General features: G+C 70.6%; 13 protein-coding genes and 1 pseudogene. 7 read left to right on the top strand and 7 right to left on the bottom strand.

Going from position 1 to position 16,175, the window contains the following annotated elements; all coding sequences use genetic code 11:
* Positions 1-79 precede the first annotated feature (79 nt).
* Positions 80-658, top strand: a complete 579-nt coding sequence (locus tag ABT342_RS22465) for a GNAT family N-acetyltransferase (RefSeq protein WP_351576589.1) — start codon at positions 80-82, stop codon at positions 656-658.
* Positions 659-688: 30 nt separating this feature from the next.
* Positions 689-1,879, top strand: coding sequence for a winged helix-turn-helix domain-containing protein (locus ABT342_RS22460; protein ID WP_351576586.1), 1,191 nt, complete (start codon positions 689-691; stop codon positions 1,877-1,879).
* Positions 1,880-1,977: 98 nt separating this feature from the next.
* On the opposite strand, the gene ABT342_RS22455 is transcribed toward ABT342_RS22460, so the two are convergent.
* The 7 genes and pseudogenes from ABT342_RS22455 to mtnA form a co-directional block, all read right to left on the bottom strand.
* Positions 1,978-2,727 (bottom strand): response regulator, encoded by a 750-nt coding sequence (locus ABT342_RS22455; protein ID WP_351576583.1) that lies wholly within the window; start codon positions 2,725-2,727, stop codon positions 1,978-1,980.
* 185 nt (positions 2,728-2,912) lie between these two features.
* Entirely contained in the window at positions 2,913-3,602 is a 690-nt protein-coding gene (gene hpf, locus ABT342_RS22450) for a ribosome hibernation-promoting factor, HPF/YfiA family (RefSeq protein ID WP_351576580.1), read from the bottom strand.
* A gap of 328 nt (positions 3,603-3,930) precedes the next feature.
* Positions 3,931-4,656, bottom strand: a complete 726-nt coding sequence (locus tag ABT342_RS22445) for a ComF family protein (protein ID WP_351576577.1) — start codon at positions 4,654-4,656, stop codon at positions 3,931-3,933.
* A 72-nt stretch (positions 4,657-4,728) separates the two neighbouring features.
* Entirely contained in the window at positions 4,729-6,573 is a 1,845-nt protein-coding gene (locus tag ABT342_RS22440) for an LpqB family beta-propeller domain-containing protein (RefSeq protein WP_351576574.1), read from the bottom strand.
* Positions 6,563-8,585: pseudogene (mtrB, locus tag ABT342_RS22435) on the bottom strand (MtrAB system histidine kinase MtrB). The gene ABT342_RS22440 and the pseudogene mtrB overlap by 11 nt, the downstream one beginning before the upstream one ends.
* Position 8,586: 1 nt before the next feature.
* The gene (mtrA, locus tag ABT342_RS22430; protein ID WP_351232597.1) at positions 8,587-9,276 is read right to left on the bottom strand and encodes a two-component system response regulator MtrA; all 690 of its coding nucleotides are present in this window, start codon (positions 9,274-9,276) and stop codon (positions 8,587-8,589) included.
* A 4-nt stretch (positions 9,277-9,280) separates the two neighbouring features.
* The gene (gene mtnA / locus ABT342_RS22425) at positions 9,281-10,393 is read right to left on the bottom strand and encodes an S-methyl-5-thioribose-1-phosphate isomerase (RefSeq protein WP_351576569.1); all 1,113 of its coding nucleotides are present in this window, start codon (positions 10,391-10,393) and stop codon (positions 9,281-9,283) included.
* A 182-nt stretch (positions 10,394-10,575) separates the two neighbouring features.
* Here mtnA and ABT342_RS22420 point away from each other — a divergent pair, with 182 nt between their 5' ends.
* Genes ABT342_RS22420 through ABT342_RS22400 form a run of 5 tightly spaced genes read left to right on the top strand, consistent with a single transcriptional unit; the run spans position 10,576 to position 16,016 of the window.
* On the top strand, positions 10,576-11,790 hold the full coding sequence (locus ABT342_RS22420) for a DUF7847 domain-containing protein (protein WP_351576566.1): 1,215 nt from the start codon (positions 10,576-10,578) through the stop codon (positions 11,788-11,790).
* 4 nt (positions 11,791-11,794) lie between these two features.
* Positions 11,795-12,484: a DUF4129 domain-containing protein gene (locus ABT342_RS22415; protein ID WP_351576563.1), complete on the top strand. Its 690-nt coding sequence runs from the start codon at positions 11,795-11,797 to the stop codon at positions 12,482-12,484.
* A complete protein-coding gene (locus ABT342_RS22410; protein WP_351576560.1) occupies positions 12,481-13,713 on the top strand; it encodes a DUF4350 domain-containing protein in 1,233 nt (410 codons plus the stop codon). The genes ABT342_RS22415 and ABT342_RS22410 overlap by 4 nt, the downstream gene beginning before the upstream one ends.
* The gene (locus ABT342_RS22405) at positions 13,710-14,693 is read left to right on the top strand and encodes an AAA family ATPase (RefSeq protein ID WP_351576557.1); all 984 of its coding nucleotides are present in this window, start codon (positions 13,710-13,712) and stop codon (positions 14,691-14,693) included. The genes ABT342_RS22410 and ABT342_RS22405 overlap by 4 nt, the downstream gene beginning before the upstream one ends.
* Positions 14,694-14,705: 12 nt before the next feature.
* Positions 14,706-16,016: a DUF58 domain-containing protein gene (locus ABT342_RS22400; protein WP_351576554.1), complete on the top strand. Its 1,311-nt coding sequence runs from the start codon at positions 14,706-14,708 to the stop codon at positions 16,014-16,016.
* Positions 16,017-16,175 lie beyond the last annotated feature (159 nt).

Here is a 16,175-nt window from a genome sequence, read left to right as displayed (position 1 = left end):
AACGCACGGCACGCACGGAAGGTGCCGCTGATCCCGAAAAGTGTTCGCCGACGCACCGTGACCGGACGAGAATCCCGTCATGGAGCCCATCACCCTCACCACCGAGCGGCTGCGACTGCGGACGTTCGCTCGTACGGACGCCAAGGCCGTGTTCGCCGCGTGTCAGGACCCCGACATCCAGCGATGGACCCTCGTGCCCTCCCCGTACCTGCGCTCGCACGCGGAGGGCTTCGTCGGGCATCTGGTCCCGAACGGCTGGTTCAACGGGACGGTGTTCACGTTCGCGGTCTGCCTGCCCGACAGCGGTGAGCTCGTCGCGTCGACGGCCGTCACCCGGCGTGGCGAGATGGGCACCTGGGAAGTCGGGTTCTGGACGGCGAAGGAGTACCGCGGTCGCGGCTATATGACCGAGGCGGTGCGCCGCCTGGCCCGCTGGACCTTCGAGGAGCTGGGCGCCGTACGGCTGGAGTGGCGGGCCGAAGTGGGCAACGAGGGATCCCGCGCGGTCGCCGAGAAGGCGGGCTTCGCGATGGAGGGCACGCTGCGCGGTGCGCTCCTGCGCGGCGCCGGCGCCCGCGACGCGTGGATCGGCTCACTGCTGCCCACGGACCTGGGCCTGCCGGGGACGTACCCGTACCTTCCGGCCGACAGGGCCTGACTGTCAGTGGCGCCGTCTATCGTGCGGGACATGACGACTGCGCCGCCCGCCGCTGCCGAACTGTCCGCCGATGAGGCCCGCCGCATAGCCCTGCGCGCCCAGGGACTCCTCGGCGCCCCGGACCGCCGCGGCGGCGTGCGCGGGGTGCTGCGCCACCTCGGCGCCGTCCAGCTGGACACGATCTCGGTGCTGGCGCGCTCGCACGAGCTGATTCCGTACGCCCGGCTGGGCGCGGTCGGCCGCAAGACCGTCGAGGACGCGTACTGGACCACCGCGTCCGACGGCGCGCCCGCGGCACGACCCAGCGCGTTCGAGTACTGGTCGCACGCCGCCTGCATCCTCCCCGTCGAGGAGTGGCCGCACTTCGCCTTCCGCCGTCGCGCCTACCGCTCCCGCCCGCAGTGGTACCACGACCTCCCGGACGGCGCGTACCACGCGGTGATCAAGCAGCTGCGGGCGGAGGGGCCGCTGACCGCCACCGAGTTGGGCGGCGCGAAGAACGGCGGCGAGTGGTGGGACTGGTCCGAGGCGAAGGTCGCCGTCGAGCGGGCACTGATGTACGGCGAGGTGGTGTGCACCGACCGGCGGGGCTGGAAGCGGGTCTACGACCTGGCCGAGCGCGCGATCCCCGACCCGTTCCTGCACAACGAGCTGGACGACCGGGAGTGCGTGCGCAGGCTGGTGCGGCTGGCCGGACAGGCCCTGGGGGTGGGCACGCGCGCGGACATCGCGGACTACCACCGGCTCAAGGGCGAGCAGTTCGACGCGGTGGTCGCCGACTCCGGACTGGTGCCCGTGGCGGTAGAGGGCTGGTCCAAGCCGGCCTGGGCGGATCCGGAGGCCCTGGCGAGCGAGCCGCGCGGTCGGCACCGTACGACGCTTCTGTCGCCGTTCGACTCGCTGATCTGGGAGCGGGCGCGCACCGAGCGGATATTCGGGTTCACCCACCGCCTGGAGGCGTACGTCCCCAAGCCGAAGCGGGTGCACGGCTACTTCGCGATGCCGTTGCTGTCGGGCGGCCGGCTGCTGGGTCGCGTCGACCCGGCTCGCGAGGGCACGACGCTGGTGGCCAGGCAGGTCTCCCTGGACTCCCCGAAGGCGGTGCGCCCCATGGCCCAGGCCCTGCTGGAGGCGGCCGAGTGGGTGGGCTGCGACTCGGTGCGCGTGGAACGGGTCGACGCTCCGGAGCTGGCGGCGCCGCTGACGGCGGCTGTCAGCTGACACGTCCGACCGGGTGACAGGTCCGACCCGGTGACGGGTCGAACCGGCCGACAGATCCGACCATCCGGCCGGCACGCCGGATCGCCGGGAACGGCCCACTACCGGATCTCGAGGATCTTCTCCCTCATCGCGTACACCACGGCCTCCATCCTGGAGTGGAGCTGGAGCTTCTCCAGGATGTTGCGCACGTGGTTCTTCACCGTGTTCTCGGAGATGAACAGCTCCTTGGCGATGTCTCGGTTGTTCATCCCCGTCGCCACGAGCTTGAGGACCTCCAGCTCCCGGTCGGTCAGCCGGGGAGCCGGCACCAGTCGCCGCTCGTCGGTGCGCTGGATCATCGACTTGAATTCGGTGAGCAGCTTCGACGCCATCGACGGGCTGATCTGCGACTGGCCGTCGGCCACGGCCCGGATCGCGGTGGCCACCTCGTCCGTGGAGATCTCCTTGAGGAGATAGCCGGTGGCTCCCGCCTTGATCGCGTCATAGAGGTCCGCCTCCTCGTCGCTGATCGTCAGCATGATGATCTTCGCGCTGGGAGCCACCTCCTTGATCGAGGTGCAGGCCTCGATCCCGCCCCGCTTCGGCATGCGTACGTCCATGAGCACGATGTCCGGCAGCAGGTCCGCCGCCTTGTCGACCGCCTCCGCCCCGTCCCCGGCCTCGCCGACGACCTGAATGTCCTCCTCCTGGGCGAGGACGATCTCCAGTCCACGGCGGAAAAGCGCATGGTCGTCCACCACAAGCACCCGGATCGGCTCCATGCGCGACACATCCGCCCGCGCGCCGTCCGTACTGCCCGCGCTTCCAGCGTCGGCCGTGTCCTGCACCGGCCCGAAGCTGTCCGCCATCGTTCCTCCCCCTGAAGGCCATGGCCCGAGTTCATCTGCGGTCTGCCAACCGCAGTCCACAGCGCACCGGTTGGCTCGGATCGCCATGATTTCATGCCCGCACGGCGACGCGGTGATCCCGTGGTGGCACGGAGGTGCCCCTGGAGCGCCGTGCGCGCCCCCAGGGGCACCTCCGGAGGACGGGATCAGCCGCCGAGCGCACCACCGGCGCCGCCCGACTCGCTCGCGGCGAGCGGGTCGGTCGTCAGGTGGATGACGCCGTAGTCGTAGGCGTGCCGCCGGTAGACGACACTGGGCTCCTTGGTTTCGGAGTCGACGAACAGATAGAAGTCGTGCCCGACCAGCTCCATTTCGTAGAGGGCCTGGTCGAGCGTCATCGGGGCGGCGACGTGGTTCTTCTCGCGGACCACCAGCGGCCCTTCGCCCTGCACTTCGAGCGAGCCGATCCTGGTGGTGGGAATGGATTCCGAGGCTTCCTCGGAGATGGGCTCACCGCTGTGGTTCAACTGGGCGACGCCAGGAACGACATCGGCGACCTCCGCTGCCGACAGCCGACCGTTGCCCCGGCGGGTGTGGCGCTTGTCGTGCTGCTTGCGCAGCCGAGCTTCCAGCTTCGCCGTGGCGAGGTCGAGTGCTGCGTACGGGTCGCCGGCCGCCGCTTCCGCCCGGATCACCGGGCCCCGTGAAGTAAGAGTGATCTCCACGCGGTCGGAACGGTCGGCCTGCCGCGGGTTGTGCTCCTTGGACACCTCGACGTCGAGGCTGATCACCTTGCCGTCGAGCTTCTGGATCTTGTCCAGCTTCAGCTTCTCGGCCACGTGCTTGCGGAACCGCTCGGGCACCTCGGTCTTGCGGCCCTTGACGACGATGTCCACGCAGAACTCCGTTCCCGGATCGCTCCGCACGCGTCGCGGAGCATCTCCCTCTTGCACCAGGCCCCGGTGTTCACCGGAGCCTCGGACTTGGCGACTTTCACCTCCTCCTCCCCCATGGGCAAGATCTCCACCCACCCAACTTCAAGGTTCTGGGTTGCTTCGTGAATACCTGGCCGTAACCCGCCCATGCATTCGACGAGGGACAGCGTTCACCATTCCTCACAACCGAACATAGCTCGCTCGGACGGGTGTCGGCACCCGCTACCAGCGCGTACATCCGTTCAGGTGACATCCCCTCCTTACTTCCTGCAACGATCCGACTTCATCGTCAGTTCCGGATTACTCCGAACGAGAGCGGTGGCGCGGCGACCACGGCAGCGGCCGTGCGGACCGGACCGACGCCATGCGCGGGGGCCGCGGCACGCAGTGCCCGCGCGGCCTCCACCAGAGAGGCCCCCGTCGTCATCAGATCGTCCACCAGCACCGCTCTGCGCCCCTCCAGAAGCCGCTCGGCCCCTGCCCCCACCTCCAGTGCCCCCGACAGGTTCGCCAGCCTCCGGCGGGCCGTCAGGCCCGACTGGTCGGCCACCTCTCGGCGCTGCCGCAGCACCGGCAGAGCCGTGGCGGGGGTCCCCGTGCGCCGCAGTGCCCCCGCCGCTGCCATGGCGACCCGGCGGGTCGCGTCGTGCCCACGGGCCCGCACCGCCCGCCGCGCGGACGGCACGGGAATCAGCAGCACCGGCTCGGGCCCACCCAGTGCCTCGGGCATCACCGCCCGGACGGCCCTCGCCAGCGCTCCGCCCAGCGGTCCCGCCAGCTCCAGCGCACCGCGCTCCTTGTGCGCCAGCAGCAACGCCCGCACCGCGTCCTCGTAGCAGGCGGCGGCGAACACCACGGGCAGCCCTGCGGGCTCGGGCCGCGGTCGCACCCGGCTCGGACCGGGGCCCGCCAGCTGCCGCGCGCACTCCTCGCACAGCGCCGTGCGAGGCAGTCCGCAGCCACCGCAGGCGACCGGCAGCACCAGCCCGGCGATCTCGCGCCACCACCCCCGCATGACCACTACTGTGCCGGTCCGCGCGGGCCCCGGCCACTCCTGTGGAAAACTCCGGCGGCCCGCCCCGGAGCCCTACCCCGGGTAGACCGGTGACGAGCCCTTCTCGGTCATCGTCTGCCAGTTCGCGGAGGGCGCGAGCCGGACCAGCCCGTCCTCGGAGACCGCCACCAGCGGCTGCTCCTCGTCCTCGCTCGCGGCGACCGCGGCCACCATGTTCAGACCCGGCAGGCCACCGGCCGGCGTGAGAGAGCCGTCGGTCTGGATGTAGCGCACCTGCTGTACTCCGCCGGACTCCTTGCCGACCACAACGAGGCGGCTCGGTCCCGCCCAGGACACGGCCGTCACCGTCTCCAGCCGGGGCGCTGCGGACTGCAGGTCCACCACCGACACCGTGGTCTTCCCCACCGCGTCCACATGCCGCTCGATCCGGCCGATCTTCAGCGTGCTGTTCCGGCCCTTGTCCGAGAGCAGCAGAGCGATGCGTACGCCGTCGGCGGAGACTCTCAACGACTCGATCCGGGCTCCGTCGAGCCCGTCGACCTTGACGTTCTCGGCCACGCCCTCGCCACCCGGCAGCCGCAGCAGCCGCGGGTTGCGCGGGTCACGGTCGGCCACCCAGAGGTCGTGCCGGTCCCAGCTGGGCGCCGACAGCCGGTCCTCGGGCAGCTTCGCCTCACTCACCACGAGCGGCTCGGGCAGCGCCTCGTCGGAGATGATCGACGCGGTGCGCAGCGTCTTGTTGTCGTGCGAGACCGCCGCCGCGCGCTCGGCGTCCCGCGCCACGGCGATGCTGCCCAGGTGCAGCGCACCGTTGCCGAACGGTCCGCGTACGGCGGTCTTCTCCACGGTTTTGGCCACCGCGCCCACCACGGCCATCCGGCCGCCGGCGTCGATGAAGTACACGTTGTCCGGACTGGCCTGCGCCCCTACCGGCTCCATGCCCTCCGCCTGGTCAGCGCCGAGCGCACACAGCTGTGAACCGTCGGCGCGCTGCAGCTCCACCTGCTCGACACGGGGCGCCGTCAGATCGCGCAGAGTGATCAGCAGCTGCGCCGCCATCTTCTTGCAGACTGTCTGCCCCACATTGGACGCCTTGTCGTTGAGCGGGATCTTCAGCACGTTCTGGTCGTCGGGCGTCAGGGAGGTGACGCCGTCCTTCAGTGCCGTACCCGTGGGGAAAGGCGAGTCGACGACCGGCTTGAGCCAGTGCGTCGGCCCCTCGAACAGAGCTGACACGGTCTGCGCGACCGGGTCCATCCGGGTGACCGGGTCCTGTCGCCGCCGGATGTACACGGGGTCCGCGACCACCGACTGCTGCCCGGAGGCGAAGTAGTACTTGTTGACCGAGCGGTAGTTGTTCACGAAGTCGCTCTCCCCGAGCACGAGGCCCTGGGGAGCGGCGTCGATGCGCCACTCCTTGCCCTTGCCGTCGGGTCCGCTCTGCCGCACGAGACGCAGCATCCCGCTGTACTGGCTGGGCGCGACGGCCTTGTACGCATGCCGGTCGACCGTCGCGATCAGCTCACCCGACAGCGGGTAGTTCCGGGTGTCGTGCTGCCCCGCGACGGCCGAGGAACCGGGATCGGGGGCCTCCGACAGGACCGTGGTGAACCGCTCCGGCCTCCACTGCTCGGCCGCCCGCTGCGTCAGATACTTGCGCGCCGTCGCGAAACTCGGGTCATCGCTGGTCATGGCCTCCAGGAACCCGTCGACGATCTCGTCGGGAGCGGCGCCGTCACGCGGTGGCATCGCGTAGACCCGCACCTGCGAGTCCGGGCCCTTGGTCGCCTTCACCTGCTCCACGTCCCCGCTGTCGGGCATCGACGCACACCCGGTCAGCAGCACGCCGACGCACGTGGGCAGCGCCCACCTCCGCACCGCGCGTCCACGGCCGTACCGACGACGCTCAGCGCCCACGAGTCGTGTCCTCCCGCTCAAGAGATCTCTTCCGCCGTCCCGCCGACATCGGGCCGCTCCCCGACCGGGCGCGCCACCACTCGGGCACCGCTGCCGGGCAGGGCCGCGGGATTGACCGCCGCCGACCGGTGGGCGTGCGGCGGCATGCCCGGCCGTGCGGGCAGGGGTGAACGGTCGGCGCCGGGCTGCGCCGGTACGGTCGTCAGCCGCAGCGCGCTGTCGTGCGCCTCATCGGTCAGGGCATGCTCACGGGCCCGTCGGGAGTCCTCGGGCTCCAGCGGTATCGGTGAGCCGCGCAGCGGCTCGTCGGCGGTGCGCGGCAGCGTCAGCCGGAACTGCGAGCCGCCGCCCGGCTCGCCCCAGGCCTGGAGCCAGCCGCCGTGCAGCCGCGCGTCCTCGACGGCGATCGACAGGCCGAGCCCGGTGCCGCCGGTCGTACGCGCCCTCGCCGGGTCGGCCCGCCAGAAGCGGTTGAACACCCGGGTCGCCTCTCCGGGCTTGAGCCCCACCCCGTAGTCCCGCACAGCCACCGCGACCGCTCCGCCGGCCGCCGCCATGCGCACCACGACGTCGCGCCCCTCGCCGTGCTCGACGGCGTTGACGACCAGATTGCGCAGCACCCGCTCGATACGCCGGGCGTCGGCCTCGGCGACCACGGGCTGCTCGTCGCCGACCACCCGGATCCTGGTGCCCTTCCGCTCGGCCAGCGGCTCGGCCCCGCCGATCACCCGGCGCACGACCTCCCGCAGATCTATCGGCTCGGCCTCCAGCGCCGCCGCACCCGCGTCGAACCGACTGATCTCCAGCAGATCGGAGAGCAGCGACTCGAACCGGTCCAGCTGGTCCCCGAGCAGCTCCGCGGAGCGCGCCGTGACCGGATCGAAGTCCTGCCGCGCCTCGTGGATGACGTCCGCCGCCATCCGTACGGTCGTCAGCGGCGTGCGCAGCTCGTGCGACACGTCCGAGACGAACCGACGCTGCATCCTGGAGAGCTCCTCCAGCTGCTGGATCTTGTGCTGGAGGTTCTGCGCCATCTTGTTGAAGGCCTCGCCCAGCCTGGCGATGTCGTCCTCACCGGTGACCTTCATCCGCTCCTGGAGCCGCCCTGCGGACAGCCGCTCGGCGATCCCCGCGGCCATCCGCACGGGCGTGACGACCTGCCGTACCACCAGCCACGCGATCGCCCCGAGCAGAACGACCACGAACAGCCCTGCCGTCGCCAATGTCCCCTTGACCAGGGCCAGCGACTCCTCCTCGTGCGTGAGCGGGAAGAGGTAGTACAGCTCGTAGGCGTTGCCCTCGATGTCGTTGAGACGCTTGCCGACCACCAGGCCGGCCTCCGCCTCCTTGGGAACCGAGTACGTGATCTTGACGTACGTCTGGAACGTGCCCGTCCCCTGGGCGACCGCCGCCCGCAGCGCCTCAGGGAGGCTCGCGACGTCGACATCGCCGGACGCGCGCGGGAAGCGGTTCTTCCCGGGTACGGAGTCGGGGCTGAGCGCCACCACGTGGAACGCCCCCTGGCCGCCACTGGCCAGCTGCTTCACCAGCTCGGACCGCCAGTTGACGGAGCTCCCGCCGGTCCTGCCGTCCCTCGCCCCACGATCCTGCCCGCCGATGGCGACGGGCCCGCTCGCCTTGTCCTGCGCCGCGGCGAAACCACCGGCGGCCTGGCTCAGCGCCGCCTGTTCCTTCGCGTCGAGCAGACCATTGCGGACCTGGCCGATGACGACGATTCCGAGCAGCAGCACCACACCGAGTGACATGAGCAAGGTGCCCGCGACCACCCGCAGCTGGATGTTCCTCCGCCACAGCCGCACTGCGGACAGCAGCGGACGGCGGACCCAGCGCACGGCCATTCGGAGCACCGGTCCGCCCGGTGCCCCGTCCTGGATCAGAGACCCTCCCTGAAACAGCCGGCCGAGTCGCGAGCGCCCACGCCCAGGTCCGGCAGCCCGCCCCGTACGGACTCCCGGCCCCCCGGGCTTCGGAGCAGTGCTGCCCACAGCCATGTCAGCTCGGTCCGGCCTTGTAACCGACACCACGGACAGTCACCACGATCTCCGGCCGCTCCGGGTCCTTCTCGACCTTGGAGCGCAGCCGCTGCACATGGACGTTCACCAGCCGGGTGTCAGCGGCGTGGCGATAGCCCCACACCTGCTCCAGCAGCACCTCGCGGGTGAACACCTGCCACGGCTTACGGGCCAGCGCGACCAGCAGATCGAACTCGAGCGGGGTCAGCGCGATCGACTGCCCGTCCCGCTTCACGGAGTGGCCGGCCACGTCGATGACCAGATCGCCGATCGCGAGCTGCTCCGGAGCCGGTTCCTCCGACCTGCGCAGCCGCGCCCGGATCCGGGCCACCAGCTCCTTCGGCTTGAACGGCTTCACGATGTAGTCATCGGCGCCGGACTCCAGCCCGACCACCACATCGACGGTGTCGCTCTTGGCCGTGAGCATGACGATCGGCACACCCGACTCGGCCCTGATGAGCCGGCACACCTCGATGCCGTCCCGTCCGGGCAGCATGAGATCCAGCAATACCAGGTCCGGCTTGGCCTCCCGGAATGCAGCAAGTGCCTTGTCGCCGTCCGCTACGAACGACGGCTCGAACCCTTCACCACGCAGCACAATCCCGAGCATCTCGGCCAGTGCGGTGTCGTCGTCGACGACAAGGACGCGTCCCTTCATATTCGACATCATCCCATTAGCTAATCGTTACCTGGCGTGACCTGGCACACAGCTCGGCGATCCCGTCCCCGGTGACCGGGGAAATCGCCCCTTCCTCCGTGACGATGGCGGTCACAAGTTCGGGGGGCGTCACATCGAACGCGGGGTTGTACGCGCGGGTCCCCAGTGGCGCCACCGACATCCCACCACGTACCTCCGTCACCTCCAGCCCCGGCCTCTGTTCGACCACGATCGACGCCCCGTTCGCGGTCTGCGGATCGACCGTGGTGGTGGGCGCCACCACAATGAACGGCACATGGTGGTACTTGGCAAGCACCGCCAGCGGGTAGCTCCCCACCTTGTTCGCCACCGAGCCGTCCGCCGCGATCCGGTCGGCCCCGATCACGACGGCGTCGACCTCACCCGCCGCGAAGAGTGAGCCCGCCGCGTTGTCCGTGAGCAGGGTGTAGGCCATCCCGCTGCCCGCCGCCTCGTACGCGGTCAGCCGCGCCCCCTGCAGCAGCGGCCGCGTCTCATCCACCCACAGCTTGCGCAGCCTCCCCGCCCGGTGAGCGGCAAGCGCCACCGCGAACGCCGTGCCCTCCCCTCCCGAGACCAGTCGTCCCGTGTTGCAGTGCGTGAGAAGCCGGTGGCTGCCACCCGGCAGCAGCTCATCGAGCAGCGCGAGCCCGTGCCCCGCCATCCGGGTGCTGGCCTCGGCGTCCTCACGGTGCAGCTCCCGCGCCGCGGTGAGCGCCGCCGCGGCCGCCTCCTGCTCACTGGCGCCCTTGCCGAGCGCCTCCCGGTACGCGGCGGCCGCACGCCGCACCCCGTACCCAAGATTGACCGCGGTGGGGCGCGCGCCTTCCAGCAGGGACGCCGCCTCTGCGACGTCGTACCCGCGTGCGGCGGCCAGTGCCACGCCGTATGCACCGGCGATGCCCAGCAGCGGAGCCCCGCGCACGGCGAGCGTCTGGATCGCGCGGACCAGCGCCGGCACATCCGTGCAGACGAGCTCCACCTCCTCGGAAGGCAGCCGGGTCTGATCGAGAAGGGCCAGTACGGGCCCTTCCGGCGGTTCGTCCCAGCGCAGCGAGGGCAGCGCCGCAGGCACGTCGCCGTCGGGTGTCTGTACGTACTGATCAGCCATCCGCCCAGTCTGCCCGCTAGGGCACCGACAATGAAGGTGCGAAGGAGATGGAGGGCCCGGCCCACCGGCGAGCGCCGCGTGGCACGATGGCTGCCAGCCTTCCCCCGTGCCATGCGGGAGGGCACCGTGACCGCGTCGGCTCCTCGAGCCGGCCCCGCGACGAACCCACGAGGTGGATCACCGTGAACGACACTCCGGGCTGGGCTTCGCCCGGATCCGCGCCCTCCGACGACCAGGGCTCCGGAGTGCCCCGGCCCGCCGACGCGGCCGGTCCCGGCCCGAAGTGGTCCAAGGAGCAACCGCCCGCCGGTCAGTGGGCGTCGCCGACCGCACCGGGCGGCGGCTCCGTGCCGCCGCCGGTGCAGCCGGGCTGGACCGGCGGGCCGCAGCACGGCGGCTGGGGACAGCCGCCGGCGGCCAAGCCCGGAGTCATCCCGCTCCGTCCGCTGGGCGTCGGCGAGATCCTGGACGGCGCGGTGTCGACGCTGCGTGCCCACTGGCGCACGGTCCTGGGCGTAACGGTCACGGTCTCCGTCATTACCCAGATCGCAGAGATCCTGGCCCAGCGCTATCTGGTACCCAAGCCCCCGGCGATCAACCCGGACGCCAGCACCGAGGAAGCCCTCGCCCAGACCGGCGAAGCCATGCGATCGAGCCTGGTCGGTCTTTCGCCGTCCCTGGTCATCACGCTGATCGGCACCCTGTTCACCACCGCTCTGCTCACCGTCGTGATCAGCCGCTCGGTGGTGGGCCGCCCCGTCACCCTTTCCGAGGCCTGGCGCGAATCCCGACCCCGGCTGCCCCATCTGCTGGGGCTGATGCTGCTGCTGTTGCTGCTGAGCGTGGGCGTGATGGCCCTGGGCATCCTCCCCGGTGTCCTCCTGGGCTCCGTCGCCGGTGTCGGCCTCGCCGTTCTCGGCGGACTCGCCGGCTGTGTCGTCGCGATCTGGCTCTGGGTCCGGTTCGCCCTCGCCTCTCCGGCGCTGATGCTGGAGCGTCAGGGTGTCCTGCAGTCGATGCGGCGCTCCGCCAAGCTGGTCAACGGCGCCTGGTGGCGGACGTTCGGCATCCTGGCGCTGACGGTCCTGCTCGCCTTCGTGGTGGCCATGGTCATCGCCGTCCCCTTCAGCCTGATCGCCTACGCGGTCGACGGGGAAAGCTTCAGCGGACTGCTCTCCGGCCGCACTCCCGACTTCGGCTGGCCGTTCCTGATCATCACGGGCATCGGCGCGGTGATCGCCTCGTCCATCACCTACCCGATCTCCGCAGGCGTGACGGTCCTCCTCTACATCGACCAGCGCATCCGCCGTGAGGCCCTCGACCTCGAACTGGCCCGCGCCGCCGGCATCTCCGGCTACGGTCCTCCGGCAGCGGGCGACGACACCTCCAGGAGCTGATGCGGTGTCCATCACGGGGGGACCGACCGCGGCTTGGCTGCTCATCCGCGCAAGCGACGACGTACCGGTGGACACCCCGCGCGTACCCGCGCGGGAAGCCGCGGAGCGTGAGCTGTCCAGGCCGATGTACCACGAGAACGACCCGAACCTGCTCGAGCGCGGACTGGACCGTTTCTGGGAGTGGGTCAGCGACCTCTTCGCCTCCGCATCCGGCACCGGCCTGGGTGGACCTGCCGGTCTCGCCGTGATCGCCGTGATCGTCGTCGCCCTGGCGGCCGCCCTGTGGTGGCGCCTGGGCACCCCGCGTCGCACCCCCACCACCGGGGACTCCCTCTTCGACGACGCCCCCCACAGTGCTGCCCAACATCGCAGCGCGGCCGACACGCACGCCGCCGCGGGCCGCTGGAACCAGGCAGTCCAGGAGCGGATGCGCGCCATCGTCCGCGCCTTGGAGGAACGGGCCCTGCTGGATCCGCGCCCCGGCCGCACCGCCGACGAAGCAGCCGCGGACGCCGGCCGCCCCCTCCCCGACCACGCCGCCGCACTCCGGACGGCTGCACGCGACTTCGACGACGTCACATACGGCGGCCGCACCGCCGACCAGCACACATACGCGCGCCTGAGAGACCTCGACAACGAGCTGGAGCGCGCCAAACCCCGCCTCAGCGCCGCGGCCCAGGGAGCAGCCGAATGACCGGGGCCCCGAGCAGTACCTCCACGTCCCTCACCCCCCAACAGATCTGGACCCGCACCCGTGGGGTGCTGCTCGTCCTCATCATCCTCGTCGCCTCCGGGATCGCCATGGCGGCCGTACGCTCCGGGGACCAGCACGGGCGTCTGGATCCGCGCTCCGCCGACCGATACGGCAGCCGCGCCGTCGCTGAACTCCTCAAATCCCAAGGCGTCACCACGCGCGTCGTCACCACCCTCGACGAGGCGGCCGCCGCCACGGGCCCCGATACCACCCTGCTCGTCGTGACCCCCGACCTGCTGACCGACCACCAGCAGGAGACGCTCCGCACGGCCGTGGTCCCATCCGGCGGTCGAACGGTCCTGCTCGCCCCCGGCATGCCCTCCCTCGACATCCTCGCCCCTGGCGTACGGGCGGATTCGCCGGTGCCCGTCTCCACGCTCGACCCGCAGTGCTTTTTCGCACCCGCCCAGCGTGCTGGGCGAGCCGAGATCGGCGGTGAGCGCTACGTCATCGACCAGCTCCCCGACGCGGAAGCCTGCTACCTCGACGGCGGCCTGCCCACCCTGCTCAGGATCAAGGAGCGCTCCGACGGCGACGTCATCCTGCTCGGCTCGCCCGATTTCCTCCACAACGAGCGTCTCAGCAAGGAAGGCAACGCCTCCCTCGCCCTCCAGCTCCTCGGCTCCAAGCCTCATCTCGTGTGGTACCTCCCTTCACTCAGTGATCCCTCAGCCGTCGCTGACGGCACCAATGACCGCAGCGACGACAGCAGTCGAGAAGAGGACGAGGGCGACGAAGGCAGCTTCGCCGACCTGATCCCGTCGGGATGGCTATGGGGCACCCTCCAACTCGCAGTCGCGGCGGTGCTCGCTGCCCTCTGGCGAGCCCGCCGGCTCGGCCCGCTGGTGACCGAACGTCTCCCCGTCGCGATCCGCGCCTCCGAGTCGACAGAAGGCAGGGCCCGCCTCTACCGCAGGACCGACGCCCGCGACCGCGCCGCCTCAACTCTCCGCTCGGCCACCCGTATCCGACTCGCCCCTCTGCTCGGCGTCGCCCCCAAGGACGCCCACTCCCCCGATTCCCTGCTCCCAGCTGTCTCCGCCCATCTCACCGACGGCGAACGGGATCTCAGGACCCTCCTCTTCGGCCCGGCACCCGCCGACGACGCCGCTCTTATCCGCCTGGCTGACCAACTCGACGCCCTCGAAAGAGAGGTACGCACTTCATGAGCGCCCCGACCCCCGAGACCGCAGAGAACTCGGACAGCGCACGCGCCTCCCTGGAGGCCCTGCGCACCGAGATCGCGAAGGCCGTGGTCGGCCAGGACTCCGCAGTCACCGGACTCGTCGTCGCCCTTCTCTGCCGGGGACACGTCCTGCTCGAAGGTGTACCGGGCGTCGCCAAAACGCTTCTCGTCCGCGCAGTCGCCGCTTCCCTCGAACTCGACACCAAGCGCGTCCAGTTCACCCCTGACCTCATGCCCAGCGATGTCACCGGCTCGCTGGTCTACGATGCGCGGACCGCGGAGTTCTCCTTCCAGCCCGGCCCCGTCTTCACCAACCTGCTGCTCGCCGACGAGATCAACCGGACGCCGCCGAAGACCCAGTCCTCGCTTCTCGAAGCCATGGAGGAACGCCAGGTCACCGTCGACGGCACGCCTCGCGCCCTCCCCGACCCCTTCCTCGTGGCCGCGACCCAGAACCCTGTCGAATACGAAGGCACCTACCCCCTCCCCGAGGCGCAGCTCGACCGCTTCCTCCTCAAGCTGACCGTGCCGCTGCCGTCACGTGAGGACGAGATCGGCGTCCTGACCCGGCACGCCGAGGGCTTCAATCCGCGCGATCTCAAGGCGGCCGGCATTCGCCCCGTGGCAGGCCACGCCGACCTTGAGGCCGCCCGCGCCGCCGTTGCGAAGACCTCCGTGTCCCCCGAAATCGCGGGCTACGTCGTCGATATCTGCCGTGCCACTCGTGAATCCCCCTCACTCACCCTCGGCGTCTCCCCCCGAGGCGCCACCGCGTTGCTCTCCACCGCCCGAGCCTGGGCCTGGCTCACCGGCCGGGACTACGTCATTCCGGACGATGTGAAGGCACTGGCCCTCCCCACCCTCCGCCACCGCGTTCAGTTGCGCCCCGAAGCGGAGATGGAAGGAGTCACCGCAGACTCCGTCATCACCGCGATCCTCGCCCACGTCCCCGTCCCCCGGTGAGGCACTGACCCTATGGCCCTTACCGGAAGAACCGCTCTCCTTGCCGCCCTCGGATCCATCCCCGTAGGCGTCTTCGCACCAAGCTGGGCGGGCATCCTTGCCGTCAACGCACCGCTCTCTGTAGCAATTCTGTGCGACTACGCCATGGCAGCACCAGTACGAACGCTCCAATTCACTCGAAGCGGTGACACATCTGTTCGGCTCGGTGACACGGCGGAGGTCCAACTCACCGTCACCAACGCCTCCGGACGCCGCCTACGCGCGCACCTGCGCGACGCCTGGCCCCCCAGCAGTTGGATCCCGGGCACGGAGCAAGCGGCCTCCCGCCACGCGCTCACGGTGCCCGCCGGCGAGCGCCGCCGCATCTCTACGATCCTGCGCCCGACCCGCCGCGGCGACCGCCACGCGGAGCGCGTCACCGTCCGTTCCTACGGCCCACTCGGCCTCGCCGCACGCCAGGGCGATCACAGCGTGCCGTGGACCGTGCGCGTGCTGCCTCCCTTCACGAGTCGCAAGCACCTCCCGTCCCGTCTCGCCCGACTCCGCGAACTCGACGGGCGGACCAGCGTGCTCACCCGTGGGGAGGGCACCGAATTCGACAGCCTCCGCGAGTACGTTCCGGGCGACGACACCCGCTCCATCGACTGGCGCGCCACCGCCCGCCAGACCACCGTCGCCGTACGTACCTGGCGGCCTGAACGGGACCGTCACATCCTCATCGTCCTCGACACCGGCCGCACGTCGGCCGGCCGTGTCGGCGATGTCCCGCGCCTGGACGCGTCCATGGACGCCGCGCTCCTTCTCACCGCACTGGCGGCACGCGCGGGCGACCGTGTGGACCTGTTGGCGTACGACCGCCGCGTCCGCGCCCAGGTCCAGGGCCGCACGGCGAGTGATGTCCTTCCTTCCATGGTCAACGCGTTCGCCCCACTCGAGGCCGAACTCGTGGAGACCGACGCCCGGGGCCTCAGCGCGGCGGCGCTCAAGCACGCCCCTCGCCGTTCCCTGGTCGTCCTGCTGACCAGCCTGGATGCTGCTCCGATCGAGGAGGGCCTACTGCCGGTGCTTCCTCAACTCACCAAGCGCCACACCGTGCTCGTCGCGTCCGTGGCGGACCCCCATGTCGCGAAGATGGCCGCCGGGCGCGGCACTCTGGACGCGGTGTACGAGGCCGCCGCAGGCGCCCAGGCCCAGGCCCAACGCCGCCGCACAGCTGAACAGCTCCAGCGCCACGGAGTCACTGTCGTCGATGCTGCCCCGGAGAACTTGGCTCCTGCGCTTGCCGACACCTATCTGGCCCTCAAAGCAGCAGGACGCCTGTAAACAGAACAAGGGCAGGCGGTACCACGTGAGTGGTACCGCCTGCCCTGTACGGCCATTAAACGCAGAAAAGCCCCGGACCGTTACCCGGTCCGGGGCTCTCCACACAATTTGTTCGGCGGCGTCCTACTCTCCCACAGGGTCCCCCCTGCAGTACCATCG

Origin of the sequence: Streptomyces sp. NPDC000410 (genome assembly GCF_040300305.1) — a bacterium.
Taxonomy (GTDB): domain Bacteria; phylum Actinomycetota; class Actinomycetes; order Streptomycetales; family Streptomycetaceae; genus Streptomyces.
Note: the sequence above shows the minus strand (reverse complement) of the source record. Positions and strands in the feature narration are given on the sequence as shown.